The organism is Pseudomonas citronellolis (genome assembly GCF_029335315.1).
Lineage (GTDB): Bacteria > Pseudomonadota > Gammaproteobacteria > Pseudomonadales > Pseudomonadaceae > Pseudomonas > Pseudomonas citronellolis_A.
Genome location: NZ_JARJLT010000370.1, coordinates 1 through 15054, shown reverse-complemented (window position 1 = coordinate 15054; position 15054 = coordinate 1). Strand labels below are relative to the sequence as shown.

General features: G+C 68.4%; 11 protein-coding genes. 3 read left to right on the top strand and 8 right to left on the bottom strand.

Going from position 1 to position 15054, the window contains the following annotated elements; genetic code table 11:
• The first annotated feature begins 17 nt into the window (after positions 1–17).
• The gene (locus tag P3W75_RS27970; protein WP_276230569.1) at positions 18–911 is read left to right on the top strand and encodes a LysR family transcriptional regulator; all 894 of its coding nucleotides are present in this window, start codon (positions 18–20) and stop codon (positions 909–911) included.
• A 90-nt stretch (positions 912–1001) separates the two neighbouring features.
• Positions 1002–1769, top strand: coding sequence for a ParA family protein (locus tag P3W75_RS27965; RefSeq protein ID WP_276230568.1), 768 nt, complete (start codon positions 1002–1004; stop codon positions 1767–1769).
• 60 nt (positions 1770–1829) lie between these two features.
• Here the strand turns inward: P3W75_RS27965 and P3W75_RS27960 are convergent, their stop codons facing one another.
• The 8 genes from P3W75_RS27960 to P3W75_RS27925 form a co-directional block, all read right to left on the bottom strand.
• Positions 1830–2630 carry a universal stress protein gene (locus tag P3W75_RS27960; RefSeq protein WP_276230567.1) on the bottom strand — a complete coding sequence of 267 codons (801 nt, stop codon included), beginning with the start codon at positions 2628–2630 and terminating at the stop codon, positions 1830–1832.
• 75 nt (positions 2631–2705) lie between these two features.
• Positions 2706–3149: a YiiD C-terminal domain-containing protein gene (locus tag P3W75_RS27955; RefSeq protein WP_276230566.1), complete on the bottom strand. Its 444-nt coding sequence runs from the start codon at positions 3147–3149 to the stop codon at positions 2706–2708.
• A gap of 102 nt (positions 3150–3251) precedes the next feature.
• Complete coding sequence (gene trxC, locus P3W75_RS27950; protein ID WP_276230565.1) at positions 3252–3686, bottom strand: thioredoxin TrxC; 435 nt, start codon at positions 3684–3686, stop codon at positions 3252–3254.
• 52 nt (positions 3687–3738) lie between these two features.
• Positions 3739–5016, bottom strand: coding sequence for a bifunctional O-acetylhomoserine aminocarboxypropyltransferase/cysteine synthase (locus tag P3W75_RS27945; RefSeq protein ID WP_276230564.1), 1278 nt, complete (start codon positions 5014–5016; stop codon positions 3739–3741).
• A gap of 123 nt (positions 5017–5139) precedes the next feature.
• Complete coding sequence (gene selO / locus P3W75_RS27940) at positions 5140–6600, bottom strand: protein adenylyltransferase SelO (RefSeq protein WP_276230605.1); 1461 nt, start codon at positions 6598–6600, stop codon at positions 5140–5142.
• Between the two features lie 63 nt (positions 6601–6663).
• Positions 6664–10026: a mechanosensitive channel MscK gene (gene mscK / locus P3W75_RS27935; protein WP_276230563.1), complete on the bottom strand. Its 3363-nt coding sequence runs from the start codon at positions 10024–10026 to the stop codon at positions 6664–6666.
• Between the two features lie 93 nt (positions 10027–10119).
• The gene (locus P3W75_RS27930) at positions 10120–11862 is read right to left on the bottom strand and encodes a potassium/proton antiporter (protein WP_276230562.1); all 1743 of its coding nucleotides are present in this window, start codon (positions 11860–11862) and stop codon (positions 10120–10122) included.
• A 423-nt stretch (positions 11863–12285) separates the two neighbouring features.
• Positions 12286–14088, bottom strand: a complete 1803-nt coding sequence (locus tag P3W75_RS27925; RefSeq protein ID WP_276230561.1) for an acyl-CoA dehydrogenase — start codon at positions 14086–14088, stop codon at positions 12286–12288.
• Between the two features lie 133 nt (positions 14089–14221).
• Here P3W75_RS27925 and P3W75_RS27920 point away from each other — a divergent pair.
• Positions 14222–15054: 23S rRNA (adenine(2030)-N(6))-methyltransferase RlmJ (locus tag P3W75_RS27920; RefSeq protein ID WP_276230560.1), on the top strand; the 833-nt coding region annotated here is incomplete at its 3' end.

The window sequence follows — 15054 nt, the reverse complement described above, 5'->3', positions numbered from 1 at the left end:
TCAATGAGGCCGCTTCCATGGAATTGCGCCACCTGCGCTACTTCATCGCCGTCGCCGAAGAGCTGCACTTCGGCCGCGCCGCCGAATCCCTCGGGATCTCCCAGCCGCCGCTGAGCCAGCAGATACAGGCGCTGGAAGAAGAGATAGGCGCGCGCCTGCTGGAGCGCACCAATCGCCGGGTGGCGCTGACCGAGGCCGGCCGGCTGTTTCTCGACGAAGCCCGCCAGGTGCTGGCCCAGGTCGACCGCGCGGTGCTCCTGGCACGCCGCGCGCACCAGGGCGAACTGGGCGAGTTGCGCATCGGTTTCACCGCCTCGGCGCCCTTCACCTCGGCCATTCCGCGCAGCATCCACACTTTCCGCCAGGCCTACCCCGAGGTGCACCTGGACCTGCAGGAGATGAGCAGTCGGCAGATCGTCGAGGCGTTGCAGGAAGAGCGCCTGCAGGTGGGGGTGATCCGTTCCTTCGAGCTGCCGGCCTCGCTGGAGGCCGTGGAGCTGTTCAGCGAGCCGCTGGTGGCGGTGTTGCGCGCCGACCACCCGCTGGCCCGCGACTCGGTCGAGGGGCTGGAGCTGGCGGCGCTGGCCGACGAGCCCTTCGTGTTCTTCCCGCGCAGCTACGGCACCGGGCTCTACGATCAGCTGCAGGCGTTGGCGCGGCAGGCCGGCTTCACCCCGCGCATCAGCCAGGAAGCCGGCGAGGCGATGACCATCATCGGCCTGGTGGCGGCGGGGCTGGGGGTGTCCATGCTGCCCGGCTCGTTCCGCCGCACGCGGGTGGACGGGGTGGTCTACCGCACCTTGCTCGACCCCGGCGCGACCAGCTCGGTATGGCTGGTGCGACGCCGCAGCGAGCGCTCGCCGGCGGCCCTGGCCTTCATCGAGCTGGTGACCCGTGGCGCGTCGGCCTAGAGAGCGCCGGATGGCACGCGCAAGTGCTCGCCCTCGTCATGGGCATTGCATAGAATCCGGGGTCTCTTGAACGGCTTGGAGGGTTGCTCAATGCGTCGCGTGGTTTTCAATCAGAAGGGCGGGGTTGGCAAGTCGAGCATTGCCTGCAACCTGGCCGCCGTGAGCGCCGCCGAAGGCTACCGTACGCTGCTGGTGGACCTTGATGCGCAAGGCAACTCCACCCACTACCTCACCGGCCTGACCGGCGAGGACGTGCCCATGGGCATCGCCGATTTCTTCAAGCAGACCCTGGCCAGCGGCCCGTTCACGCGCAAGGGCAAGGTGGACATCTACGAGACCCCGTTCGACAACCTCCACGTGGTCACCGCCACCGCCGAGCTGGCCGACCTGCAGCCCAAGCTGGAGGCCAAGCACAAGATCAACAAGCTGCGCAAACTGCTCGATGAGCTGGCCGAGGATTACGACCGGATCTACCTGGACACCCCGCCGGCGCTGAACTTCTACACGGTTTCCGCGCTGATCGCCGCCGACCGCTGCCTGATCCCCTTCGATTGCGACAGCTTCTCCCGCCAGGCGCTGTACGGCCTGCTGCGCGAGATCGAGGAGCTGAAGGAGGACCACAACGAGGATCTGGAGGTCGAGGGCATCGTGGTCAACCAGTTCCAGCCGCGCGCCAGCCTGCCGCAGCAGTTGCTGGACGAACTGGTGGAGGAAGAGCTGCCGGTGCTGCCGGTGTACCTGATGGCATCGGTGAAGATGCGCGAGTCGCACCAGGCCTGCACTCCGCTGATCTACCTCGACCCCCGGCACAAGCTGACGCAACAGTTCGTCGACCTGCACAACCTGCTGGAGGCCTGATCCTTCAGCGCCTGTTTTTAACGCAGTTGTGCCGACGCGCAGCAGATCGCAGACCGGCTCTCAGGCGCTGACCAGGAGATCGCAGGGCGGCCGGCGCAGGTAGTAACGCGCCGTGCTGCCCAGTAGCGCCCGTTGCAGGGCGTTGCGTCCGCGGCTGCCAAGCACCAGCAATTGTGGCCGGTATTCTTCGATGGCGCGCTGCAGGGCGTCGCCGATCGGCTCGCGGCTGATCCGGCACTGGCACTGCGGCAGCGGCCCCGGGCATTGCCCGGCTTCGTCGCGAATCAACTGTTCCAGCAGTGCCTGCTGCTCTTCCAGATGCGTGCTGGCCTCGCGTCCCGGGCTGTAGGCGTGGAGGCTCAGCAGTTGCGCCCCGGCGTCGAGCAGCTCGCAGGCGCCGCGCCAGGCGTTGCAGGCGCCGACCGAGAAGTCCAGGGCGCTCAGCGCACGCTGGTAGGGTTGCATCGCCGGGTCGACGGCCAGCAGCGCCGGCACCCGGCAATGGCGGATCACCTGTTCCAGGGTGGTGCCTTCGAAGCGCTCGAGCAGTTGCTGGTGGTGCGTGCCCAGTACCAGCAGGTCGGCATTCAGTTCGCCGCAGGTGGCGACTATCACGGCGGCGGCGCGGCCCTGGCGCACCAGCAGCCGGTTCGGCTCCAGGCCGGCGCTGATGGCGCTGTCGCGCAGCGCGATTTCGGCGGCCTCGCGGGCGGTGTCGAGCATCGGTTGCGGGAAGTATTCCTCGATGACATGCAGCAGGGTCACGCTGGCGTCGTGCGCGGCGGCCAGTTGCGCGGCGCGACGCACGGCGACGTCGGCTTCGACGCTGAGGTCGTGGGCGACCAGGATGTGCTTGGGCATGGTGGGCTCCTCCGGCGGTCCCACCACTCTGACTCAGCGCCGCCGGGGCGCCTTGACCCACGGCAAGCCTGCGACTCAGCGGCTGCGCAACTGATAGACGGCATGGCTCTCGGCCACCACTTCGCCCTGGTCGTCCTTCAACTGCAGGTCCAGCACGTACTCGGCCTTGCCGTTGAGCGTGGCTTCCTCGGCGATACGCTCGATCTCGGCGTCGCCCAGCCGCGCGTCTACCCAGACGTCGCTGGTGGCCGGGCGGCGGAAGCGCAGACTGGCCTCTTTGACGATGGGGTAGAAGTTGTGGCTCTCGAAGCAGGTCAGGCGCAGCACCCCGCCGGGGATTTCGGCCAGGGTGAAGAGCGCGGCGGCGTACATGGTGCCCAGGTGGTTCTCGTTGCCCTTCAGGGGCATGCGCAGGCGCACGTGGCCGCGTTCGAGGATTTCCGCCTTGAGCCCGGTGCGCTTGACGAAGGCGATGTGCTCTTCGGTCATCCGGCGGACGAATTCTTCGGGAAAGAGCATGGGCTGGTCTCGCTGTGCTGGGAGTACAGCAAGCCTAGCCGGGCCACCGGCGCGGGCAATGACCGCTTCGCTCAGGCGCGCTGACCGAAGCGGTCGCGCGCGCTACAACCCCTGGCGGGCGAGCCAGTCGAGGAGTTGCGGCAAGGGCATGGCGCCGCTCTGCCGCGCCACTTCGCGGCCGTCCTTGAACAGGATCAGGCTGGGGATCGAGCGAATGCCCAGCTGCCCGGCCAGGCGCGGGTTGGCTTCGCTGTCCAGCTTGGCCAGGCGGCAGCGCCCGGCGAGGCGCGCGGCGGCCTGCTCGAAGGTCGGCGCGAAGGCCTTGCACGGCCCGCACCAGTCGGCCCAGACGTCCACCAGCAGCGGCAGGTCGCCCTTGAGCTGGGCGGCGAAGCCGGCCTCGTCGACGGCGAAGGGTGCGCCCGGCAGCACGTCGTTCTTGCAGCGGCCGCAGCGCGGGTGGTCGCCCAGGCGCTCGGCCGGCAGGCGGTTGAGGCCGCCGCAGTGGGGGCAGGGAATCAGCAGGGGATCGGACATGGCGCGGCTCCGGAAGGGGATTCCCCCTATCTGGAGCCGCGCCCGGCGGATATCAAGCCGCGGCGGCGGCCAGGGCCTGTTCCAGGTCGGCGATGATGTCGTCGCGGTGCTCGATGCCGATCGACAGCCGCACCATGTCCTGGCTCACTCCGGCGCGCGCCAGTTCCTCGGCGTTGAGCTGGCGGTGGGTGGTGGAGGCCGGGTGGCAGGCCAGCGACTTGGCGTCGCCGATGTTGACCAGGCGTACCACCAGTTTCAGCGCGTCGATGAAGCGCGCGCCGGCCTCGGCGCCGCCCTGGATGCCGAACGACAGGATCGCCGCCGGCTTGCCGCCCATGTAGCGCTGGGCGAGGGCGTGCTCGGGGTGCTCGGCCAGGCCGGCGTATTTCACCCAGGCCACCTGGGGATGCCGTTCCAGGTACTGGGCGACGGCCAGGGCGTTGTCGCAGTGGCGCTCCATGCGCAGCGCCAGGGTCTCCAGGCCCTGGAGGATGAGGAAGGCGTTGAACGGCGACAGCGCCGCGCCGGTGTTGCGCAGCGGCACCACGCGGCAGCGGCCGATGAACGCCGCCGGGCCGAAGGCCTCGGTGTAGGTCACGCCGTGGTAGGACGGGTCGGGTGTGTTGAGCAGCGGGAAGCGCGCCTTGTGCTGTGCCCAGGGGAATTTGCCGGAGTCGACGACGATGCCGCCGATGCTGGTGCCGTGGCCGCCGATGTACTTGGTCAGCGAGTGCACCACGATGTCGGCGCCGTGCTCGAAGGGGCGGCAGAGGATCGGCGTGGCCACGGTGTTGTCGACGATCAGCGGCACGCCATGGCGGTGCGCGGCGTCGGCCAGGGCCTGGAGGTCGACGATGTTGCCCGCCGGGTTGCCGATGGACTCGCAGAACACCGCTTTGGTGCGTTCGTCGATCAGCGCTTCCAGCGCGGCCACGTCGTCGTGCGGGGCGAAGCGGGTCTGGATGCCGAAGCGCGGCAGGGTGTGCGCCAGCAGGTTGTAGGTGCCGCCGTAGAGCTTGGCCACCGAGACGATGTTGTCGCCGGCTTCGGCCACGGTCTGGATGGCGTAGGTGATGGCGGCCATGCCCGAGGCCACGGCCAGCGCGCCGACCCCGCCCTCAAGGGCGGCGACGCGCTGCTCGAGCACGTCGTTGGTGGGGTTCATGATGCGCGAATAGATGTTGCCCGCCACCTTGAGGTCGAACAGGTCGGCGCCGTGCTGGGTGTCGTCGAAGGCGTAGGAAGTGGTCTGGTAGATCGGCACGGCCACCGCCTTGGTGGTCGGGTCGGGGCTGTAGCCGGCGTGGATGGCCAGGGTTTCCAGTTTCATTGTTCGAGCATCCTTGGTGGGCAGAAAAGCCTGAGGATGCGAGCGGCGCCGCGCCCGGTCAATGACCGGGCTCAACGCCCGGTCGGCGCCGCTAGATCGCTTTCTTTTGAGCTTATAACTGCTTCAAGAAGAACAACTGATCTCCAGGTGCCGGCCCCAGTCCGGCGGGCGCCGGGTGAGGTGCTCGCGGCCCGGTTGTTCCTCGAAGGGGCGGCTGAGGGCGTCGTGCAGCTCGCGGACCACCGAGTAGTCGCCCTGCTCGGCAGCGCTGATGGCCTCCTGGGCCAGGTAGTTGCGCAGCACGTACAGCGGGTTCACCGCGTGCATGCGGGCGCGGCGCTCGTCCTGGCCGCCGCCCTCGCGTTCGGCGCGGGCGCGGTACTCGGCTGCCCAGGCGTCGAAGCCGGCGAGGTCGACGAAGTCCTCGCGGACCACCGCCAGCGCCGCCTCCGGCGCCTGCTCGCCGAGCCGGCGGAAGAACAGCTGGTAGTCCACCGCGCCGCTCTGCATGGCCTGCAGCAGGCTCTGCACCAGCGCCAGGTCGCCATCCTCGGCGGTGACGAAGCCCAGGCGGCGGCGCATCAGGTCCAGGTAGTGGGCCTGGTACAGCGGCAGGAACAGGCCGAGGGCCTCGCGCAGCTCGTCCACGTCGACGAACGGCGTCAGCGCCTGGGCCAGGGCCGCCAGGTTCCAGTGGGCGATGGGTACCTGGTTGTTGAAGCTGTAGCGCCCGGCGTCGTCGGAGTGGTTGCAGATGTGCTTGGCGTCGAAGTCGTCGAGGAAGGCGTAGGGGCCGTAGTCGAAGGTGATGCCGAGGATCGACATGTTGTCGGTGTTCATCACCCCGTGGCAGAAGCCGTAGGCCTGCCAGTGGGCGATCAGCTCGGCGTTGCGCTCGACCACCTCGCGGAAGAACGCGGCGTAGGGCTGCGGCTGCTCCAGGCAGGCGGCGAAGTGGTTGGCCAGGACGAAGTCGCCCAGCTCCTTCAGCTTGTCGTGCTGCTGGGTGTAGTAGAAGTATTCGAAGTGGCCGAAGCGCACGTGGCTGGGGGCCAGGCGCAGGAGCATGGCAGCGCGCTCCTGGGTTTCGCGCCACACCGGGGTGTCCGAGCCGGTGACGCACAGCGCGCGGCTGCTGGGGATGCCCAGGGCGTGCAGGTACTCGCTGGCGAGGAACTCGCGGATCGAGCTGCGCAGCACCGCGCGGCCGTCGCCCATGCGCGAGTAGGGGGTCTGCCCGGCGCCCTTGAGGTGCAGGTCCCAGTGCTCGCCGGCGTCGTTGAGCACTTCGCCCAGCAGCAGGCCGCGGCCGTCGCCCAGGCGCGGGTTGTAGGAGCCGAACTGGTGGCCGGAGTAGACCATCGCCCGCGGTTCGGCTTCTGACCACAGCTTGTGCCCGGCGAAGATCTCGGCGAACACCGGCGCGTCCGCCAGCGCCGGGTCGAGGTCGAGCAGGGCCATGGCGGCGGGGCTGGCCACCACCAGGCGCGGGTTCTCGATGGGATCGGGGAGGACTTCGGTGGAGAAGGCGTCGCCCAGGCGGGCGAAGCGGTTGTCGAAGGTCAGTTCGTCGAGCTGTTTCACGGTCACAGGCGGGCTCCGGTAAGTCCGAGCATTGTGCTCGGACTTGTCCGCGGCCGTCCAGACTCAGGGCTTGGGCAGGGGCGGGTCCTGGTCCTTGGCGGGCGCGCCGGGCAGGGCCAGCGGCAGTTGGGCGATGTTCTGCGCCAGGTGGATTTCCTTGCCCTCGCCGTTCTTGACGAACACGTCGAGCTGGTTGAAGGCCATTTCCACGCCGTGGTCGCGGAAGCTCAGGGCGATGGCGGTGAGCAGCTCGTCCACCGCCGGGTTGCGGTCGCCCAGCTCGCGCACGTGGAAGCGCAGCTCGTAGTCGAAGGTGCTGGCGCTGATCGCCAGGAAGTACAGCGACGGCTCCGGGTCGCGCAGTACCCGCGGGTTGGCGCGGGCGGCTTCGAGCATGAGCTTGCGCGCCAGGGCCAGGTCGCTTTCGTAGGCCAGGCCGATCTTGATGGTCACGCGGGTCACGGTGTCGCTCAGCGACCAGTTCACCAGTTGCCCGGTGATGAAGGTCTGGTTCGGGACGATGATTTCCTTGCGGTCGAAGTCGGTGATGGTGGTGGCGCGGATGCGGATGCGGCTGACGGTGCCGGACAGGTTGCCGATGGTCACGGTGTCGCCGATGCGCACCGGGCGCTCGAAGAGGATGATCAGGCCGGAGACGAAGTTCGAGAAGATCGCCTGCAGGCCGAAGCCCAGGCCCACCGAGAGGGCGGCCACCAGCCATTGCAGCTTGTCCCAGCTGACCCCGAGGGTCGACAGCGCGCTGACGATGCCGACGCCGCTGATGGCGTAGGAGAGCAGCGTGGTGATGGCGTAGGCGCTGCCCTGGGCCAGGCTCAGGCGCTGCAGCACCAGCACCTCCAGCAGGCCCGGCAGGTTGCGCGCCAGGGCCGTGGTCACCGCCGCGATGACCAGCGCCATGATCACGTCGCCGAGGCTGATCGGCAGGCTGGTGGCGCTGTCGCCGGTGCCGCCGGTGTACTGGTAGAGGGTGACGTTGTCCAGGTAGGCGGCGACGCTGATGAGATCGGCCCAGACCCAGTACAGCGCGACCACGAAGCCGATCAGCAGGCCCAGGCGGATCAGGCGCAGGGACTGCTCGTTGATTTCCTCGATGCCGAGGGTCGGCTCTTCCGCCGCCTCGCCGCCGTCGGCGCTCTCCTTGGCCGGGTTCTGTCGCTTGGCCAGGGCGCGCTGGTAGGCCAGGCGCCGCGCCGCCACGCTCAGGCCGCGGACGAAGGTGGCCTCGATGACCACCCAGACCATCAGCAGGAACAGGGTGTCGATCAGCCGGTCGCTCAGGCGCAGGGCGGTGTAGTAGTAGCCGAAGCAGACGGCGACGAAGAGCATCACCGGCAGCGCGGTGAACAGCACGCCGACGATCATCTTCACCGCCGAGGGGCGGCTGGTGCTGGGGCTGGCGAAGAGCATGCGGGCCATCAGCCAGGTCATCACCGCGAAGCTGCCGAGCACCACGGCGATGCCGATGACGTCGTCGGCCAGGCTGCCGGGCTGGCGCTCGGCCACGGTGACCACCGCGGCCAGGGCCATGACCACCACGCCGAGGCGGCGGATCAGCTTGCTGCTGAAGCGCACCTGGGCCTGGCTCCAGTGGAAATGCCGTTCGGCGATGCCGCCGGGGCTGAGGATGCGGTGCGCGGCGTAGAACACCAGCCAGACCTCGGCCATCTGCAGCAGCGCGGCGCCGAGGGTGGCGTTCTGCCCACGGGCGTCGAGCATCAGCGCCAGGCCGGCGATGGCCAGGGTGAGGGTGCCGGGCAGCGCCAGCAGCAGCGCCAGGAGGATGGCCAGCGGCGTGTGCAGCTGGCTGTCGCGCTTGAAGTGGCCGATGTCGTCGTTGATCGACGCCAGCTTGTCGTAGAGGAAGCGGCGCTTCCACAGCAGCCCGGCGATCAGCAGCAGCAACGGCAGGAACAGCAGCGGGCGGTCGATCAGGCCTTCACCCACCTCGACCACCGCCGAACCCCAGGGCACCTCGGAAAGCTGGTGTTGCAGCAGGGTCGGGGTCATCTTGAACCAGGACAGGTCCAGCGGGCGGTTGCTGGGAATCCAGAACATCTGCTCGTCGAGGGTGGCGCGCAGGTTGTCGCTGGTGTCCTTGAGCTGCTTCTGGTTCAGCTGCAGGGTGATGGCCTCGTTGAGCACGGCGTTGAGCTCGTGGTTCAGGCGCTCCATCAGCTCGCCACGGGTGTCGACCAGGTTGGCCAGGTCCTGGCGCAGCTGCGGGGTGAGGCTTTCCTGCGGCTGCAGGGCCAGCTGCTTGTCGATGTACAGCTGCGGATTGGCCAGCTCGTCGCGCTTCTGGTTCAGCTCGAACTGGTACAGGCGCAGGTCGGCGATCTCGTCGGCCAGCTCCTGGTCGGTCTTGATCTTCGGCAGCGACTGCTTCTGCTGGTAGAGCACCTTGGACAGCAGCAGGCTGCCGCGCAGCACGTTGATCTGCTGGTCGAGGGTCTGGTCGAGCTGGGTCAGGTTGTCCAGGTGCTGCTTGGCCTCGAGGTTGCGCCGGGTCAGCTCGTTGAGGCGGTCGGTGGTGCGCAGCAGGTAGTCGGACAGCTTCAGGTTGGTGGCGCTTTCCTGGCTCAGCAGGCTGTCGCTGCCGGAGCCCTGGCTGCTGTCCTTGGCCAGCTCGGCGACGGTCTTCTCCGACTGCTCGCGGCGCTTGTCGCTGATCATGGTCTGCAGTTCGAGGGTCTCGCGCTCGGCGCGGGCGATCTGCTCGTTGAGCATGTCCTGCTGGCTGTTGGCCAGGTCCTGCAACAGGTTGTTGCCGGCCAGCTGCTGACGCAGCAGGAGGATCTGCGCGTTCAGCGAGGCCTGTTCGGCGAGCAGCTCGTTGCGCCGCTCGGCGGCGATTGGCTTGCCGGCCTCGCGGCCGAGCTTGAGCAGGTTGCCGATTTCCAGCAGCCGCGATTGCGCGGCGCTGATGTCGGACTGGGTGCGCTCCGGGCGGGTCTGCGCGGTGATGTACTGGCTCTTGGCGTCGGTCAGTTGCTTCTGCCAGTCGGCCAGTTGGGTCGAGCGGTCGTTGAGCAGCATTTCCAGGCGGCTGAGGTTCTCGCCGGCGTAGCGCTGGGTCGCCGGCTTCTCGCTGCTGGCCTTCAGCCGCGCCAGGCTGCGCTGGTTCTCGATGATCTGGCGCGGCGCATCGGCGAGGTTGGCCTTGAGGTCGGCCAACTGCTTCTCGCTGTCGTCGCGGGCGCCGAGCAGCTTGAGGGTGTGCTCCAGGCTGGCTTTGGTGACCTTCAGGTCGGCGTCGGCCAGCTTGCGTTCGGCCAGGCCGTCGAGGCTCTGCTGGACGGCGTCGGCCGACGGCGGCTGGTTGGTGTCCTCGGCGTGCACGGGCAGGACGGCGAGGCAGCCACCCAGCAGGGCGGCGGCGAGCAGGTTACGCAGCGGAAATGGCATGGTCGCGGGCGGCTTTCGGTAAGTTGCAGTGAGCGTAGTGTGTGCCCGGCGGCGCCAGCAAGCGAGGCCGGCGCCGTCAGTCGTGCGGGCGGCTTAGAGGAACAGCCCGGGGCCCGGGCGACCTTCGGGGAATTTGACCCCCACCTTGCGGATCTTGTTCCCGTCCAGGGCGGCCACGGTCCAGGTCAGGCCATTCCACTCGACCTGGTCGCCGATGATCGCCTGGCCGCCGATCTCGTGGGCGATGAAGCGGCCCAGGCTCTGCTCGCCGTCGACGCCTTCGAGCTTGAGGCCGTAGAGCGAGGCGACCGCCGCCAGTTGGGCGTCGCCTTCGAGCACGAAGTCACCGAAGAAGCGTGCGCTCAGGCCGCGATCCGGGGCCTGGCTGAACAGCTTGCCGAGGGCCGACAGGTCGTGTTCGTGGCCGATCACGCAGAGGATGTCGTCGGCTTCGAGGATGGTACTGCCGGACGGGTGGAGCAGTTGGGTGCCGCGGAACAGCGCGGCGATGCGGGTGCCTTCGGGCATCTTCAGCTCGCGCAGGGCCGCGCCGATGCACCACTTTTCCTTGCTCAGGTGGTAGACGAACAGCTCCCACTCGCTGGTCGGGTGCACTTCCAGGCCTGCGCGGGAGATCGGCGCCGGGTCCGGCGGCACCACCACCCGCAGCAGGCGGGCGGCCCAGGGCAGGCTGGTGCCCTGCACCAGCAGCGAGACCAGGACGATGAAGAAGGCCACGTTGAAGAACAGCTGGGCGTTGGGCAGGCCGGCCATCAGCGGGAACACCGCGAGGATGATCGGCACCGCGCCGCGCAGGCCGACCCAGGCGATGAACACCTTCTCGCGGCCATGGAAGGCGCGGAACGGCGCCAGGCCCAGGAGCACCGAGAGCGGCCGGGCGAAGACGATCATCCACAGCGCCAGGCCCAGCGCCGGCACGGCGATGGGCAGCAGGTCGTGGGGTGTGACCAGCAGGCCGAGGACCAGGAACATGCCGATCTGCGCCAGCCAGGCCATGCCGTCGAGCATGTGCAGGATGCCGTGGCGCGAGCGGATCGGCTGGTTGCCCAGCACCAGCCCGCACAGGTAGATGGCGAGGATGCCGCTGCCGTGCACGGCGTTGGCCAGGGCGAAGATCAGCAGGCCACCGCTGATCGCCAGCAGCGGGTAGAGGCCGCTGGCCAGGTGCATGCGGTTGATCACCTGCAGCAACAGCCAGCCGCCGCCCAGGCCGAGCACGGCGCCGATGCCGAACTCGCTCAGCAGGTGGCCGAGGAAGCCCCAGCTCAGCTCGTTCTGGCCGTGGGCGAGCATGTCGATCAGGGTGACGGTGAGGAACACCGCCATGGGGTCGTTGCTGCCGGACTCGATTTCCAGGGTGGCGGTGACCCGCTCGTTCAGGCCCTTGCCGCCGAGCAGCGAGAATACCGCCGCGGCGTCGGTGGAGCCGACGATGGCGCCGATCAGCAGGCCTTCCATCCAGGTCAGCTTGAACAGCCAGGCGGCGGCCAGGCCGGTGAGCCCGGCGGTGACCAGCACGCCCACGGTGGCCAGCGACAACGCCGGCCAGAGCGCCACGCGGAAGCTCGCCACGCGGGTGCGCAGGCCGCCGTCGAGGAGGATCACCGCCAGCGCCAGGTTGCCCACCAGGTAGGCCGTGGGGTAGTTGGAGAAGCCGATGCCGCCGGGGCCGTCGGTGCCGGCGAACATGCCCACCGCGAGGAAAATGACCAGGATCGGGATGCCCAGTCGCGAAGACAGCGAGCTGACCAGGATGCTCATGCCCACCAGCACCGCGCCGACCAGGAAATAGGTATTGATCGAGACGGCATCCAAGGTGCGGGTTCTCCTGGCGGGCAAGGGGAGGGGCGACGCTACCGGGAAGGATGCAGGCCGCATGCCAAGGGATTCTAACCTGCGGATTTGCAAGGCTGTCAAAGGCTAATTGCGGCGCCTTTCAGCGAGCTTTCAGAGGGCCTTTCACCGATGCCGGATCCCCTGTAGGAGCGAGCTTGCTCGCGAACGGAGTATCCCGATTGCATCGGTGTGCAGGGCAGGGCTCCGCCCCTCTCCCCAACCCTCTCCCTGAAGGGAGAGGGGGCCGATTGGCATGGCGGGAAGCCAGATGTCATCCTGGCACCTTCGTGAGAGGGCCCACCGTTCGCGAGCAAGCTCGCTCCTACGAAAGGCAGCCTGTCACCAGGGTTTGGCGCATAAAAAAGCCCCGGACGTGACCGGGGCTCGAAAGTGCACGCGGACTCAGAACCAGGCGTCGCGCATGCTCGAACAGGTATCGTCGCGGCCTTCCAGCAGCGCCAGCTCGTGGTGGCAGGACGGCACTTCCCAGGTCAGGAAGTAGCGCGCGGCCTGCAGCTTGCCGCGGTAGAAGTCCTCGTCGGCGGTGTTTCCGGCCGCCAGGCCTTCCTCGGCGCGGATCGCCTGCTCCAGCCAGCGCCAGCCGATCACGGTATGGCCGAACACCTTCAGGTACAGCGCCGAGTTGGCCAGGCCCTGGGCCACCTTGCCCTGCATCAGGTCGCCGAGCAGCGCCAGGGTGACTTCCGACAGGCGCGTCAGCAGTTGCTCCAGCGGCTGGCGCAGGGCGTCCAGCGAGGCGTGCGCGCGGGCGCGCTCGCAGGCCTGGTGGATCAGCCGGGTCAGTTGCTTTAGGCCGGCGCCGTCGTTTTGCGTCAGCTTGCGGCCCAGCAGGTCCAGCGACTGGATGCCGTGGGTACCCTCGTGGATCGGGTTCAGGCGGTTGTCGCGGTAGTACTGTTCCACCGGGTATTCGCGGGTGTAGCCGTGGCCGCCGAGGATCTGGATGGCCAGCTCGTTGGCCTTCAGGCAGAACTCCGAGGGCCAGGACTTGACGATCGGGGTCAGCAGGTCGAGCAGCTCGTGGGCCTGCTTGCGCGCATCCGGGGTGGCCAGGGTCTCGCTGTCGTCGACCAGGCGCGCGGCGTACAGGCCGAGGTCGAAGGCGCCTTCGACGTAGGCCTTCTGGGTCAGCAGCATGCGCTTGACGTCGGTGTGCTCGATGATCGAAACCTGCGCCGAGGTCGGGTCCTTGGCGTCCACCGGGCGGCCCTGCGGGCGTTCGCGGGCGTATTCCAGGGAATACAGGTAGCCGGCGTAGCCGAGCATGATGGCGCCCATGCCGACGCCGATGCGCGCCTCGTTCATCATCTGGAACATGTAGGCCAGGCCGTGGTGCGGCTTGCCCACCAGGTAGCCGACGCAGTCGTCGTTGTCGCCGAAGTTCAGCGCGGTGGAGGTGGTGCCGCGCCAGCCCATCTTGTGGAACAGGCCGGCCAGGGTCACGTCGTTGCGCTTGCCGAGGGAGCCGTCTTCGTTGACCAGGAACTTCGGCACGATGAACAGCGAGATGCCCTTCACCCCGGCGGGGGCGTCCGGCAGCTTGGCCAGCACCATGTGGACTATGTTTTCCGACAGTGGGTGGTCGCCGCCGGAGATGAAGATCTTGTTGCCCTTGATCCGGTAGCTGCCGTCGGCGTGGGGTTCGGCGCGGCTGCGGATGTCGGACAGCGACGAGCCGGCGTGCGGCTCGGTGAGCGCCATGGTGCCGAAGAAGCGCGCGTCGATCATCGGCTGCAGGTACAGGCGCTTCTGCTCGTCGCTGCCGAAGGACTCGATCAGGTGGCTGGCGCCCATGCTCAGCATCGGGTAGGACGAGGTGGCGATGTTGGCCGACTGGAAGTGCGCGAAGCAGGCCCGCGAGAGCAGGTTCGGCAGCTGCATGCCGCCTTGCTCGAAGTCGCGGGTGGCGTTGTGGAAGCCGGCTTCGTTGAAGGCGTCCACCGCCGGCTTGACCTCGGGGATCAGCACCGCGGCGCCGTCCACGTATTGCGGCTCGTGCTCGTCGTTCTTGCGGTTGTGCGGGGCGAACAGTTCTTCGGCGATGCCGCGGGCGGTGGCCAGGGCGGCGTCGAAGGTCTCGCGGTTGTGCTCGGCGAAGCGCTCGCGCTGGGTCAGGGCTTCGGCGTCGAGCACTTCGTAGAGCTCGAAGGCGAGGTTGCGGGAACTGAGCAGGGTCTCGGACATGGTCGGCCTCCAGGGAGATGGCCGCAGTCTAGTCTGGTGAATAGAAGCAGCACAGCAACATCCATGAGCGTGATAAAGGCCTAAAACAATGCCCGTGCGGATAAACTGCACGCCCCCAAGGAGCCTGCCGTCCATGAACTACCGTCACGCCTACCACGCCGGCAACCACGCCGATGTCTTCAAGCACCTGGTCCTGTCGCGGATCTTCGCCCTGATGGCGCGCAAGGACACGCCCTACGCCTACCTCGACAGCCACTCCGGCATCGGCCTGTACGACCTGCAGGGCGACGAGGCGAGCCGCACCGGCGAATGGGAATCGGGCATCGGCCGGTTGTGGCAGCGCGACGACCTGCCGGAACTGGCGGCCGACTACCTGGCGGTGGTGGACGCCATGAACCCCGACGGCGAGCTGCAGTACTACCCCGGCTCGCCGGAGATGGCGCGGCGCCTGACCCGCCCGCAGGACCGCGTGCACCTGAACGAACTGCACCCGGAGGACGGCCGCCTGCTCAAGGCCAACATGGGCGGCGAGCGGCGCATCGCCGTGCACCAGGGCGACGGCTGGCTGCTGCCGCGGGCGCTGCTGCCGGTGCAGGAGAAGCGCGGGGTCATGCTGATCGACCCGCCCTTCGAGCAGGCCGATGAGCTGGAGCGCTGCGTCGCCGCGCTGGAGGAAGCCATCGGGCGGATGCGCCAGACGGTGGTGGCGATCTGGTACCCGATCAAGGACGAGCGCCAGCTCAAGCGTTTCTACCAGGGCCTGGAGCGCAGCAAGGCGCCGAAGCTGCTGCGCGCCGAGCTGCTGGTGCACCCGGCGGATAGCGCCGAGCGCCTGAACGGTTCCGGGCTGGCCATCGTCAACCCGCCGTGGCCGCTGGAGGACGAACTGCGCGAGCTGCTGCCGTGGCTGGCCGAGGTGCTGGCGCAGAGCGAGGGCGGCTGGCGCCTGGATTGGCTGATCGAAGA

Excerpts from the sequence above, each read along its gene's own strand:
- P3W75_RS27960 (WP_276230567.1), bottom strand. The coding sequence starts at position 2,630 with ATGCCCAAGCACATCCTGGTCGCCCACGACCTCAGCGTCGAAGCCGAC.
- P3W75_RS27970 (WP_276230569.1), top strand. The coding sequence starts at position 18 with ATGGAATTGCGCCACCTGCGCTACTTCATCGCCGTCGCCGAAGAGCTG.
- trxC (WP_276230565.1), bottom strand. The coding sequence starts at position 3,686 with ATGTCCGATCCCCTGCTGATTCCCTGCCCCCACTGCGGCGGCCTCAAC.
- mscK (WP_276230563.1), bottom strand. The coding sequence starts at position 10,026 with ATGCCATTTCCGCTGCGTAACCTGCTCGCCGCCGCCCTGCTGGGTGGC.
- P3W75_RS27925 (WP_276230561.1), bottom strand. The coding sequence starts at position 14,088 with ATGTCCGAGACCCTGCTCAGTTCCCGCAACCTCGCCTTCGAGCTCTAC.
- P3W75_RS27965 (WP_276230568.1), top strand. The coding sequence starts at position 1,002 with ATGCGTCGCGTGGTTTTCAATCAGAAGGGCGGGGTTGGCAAGTCGAGC.
- P3W75_RS27955 (WP_276230566.1), bottom strand. The coding sequence starts at position 3,149 with ATGCTCTTTCCCGAAGAATTCGTCCGCCGGATGACCGAAGAGCACATC.
- P3W75_RS27945 (WP_276230564.1), bottom strand. The coding sequence starts at position 5,016 with ATGAAACTGGAAACCCTGGCCATCCACGCCGGCTACAGCCCCGACCCG.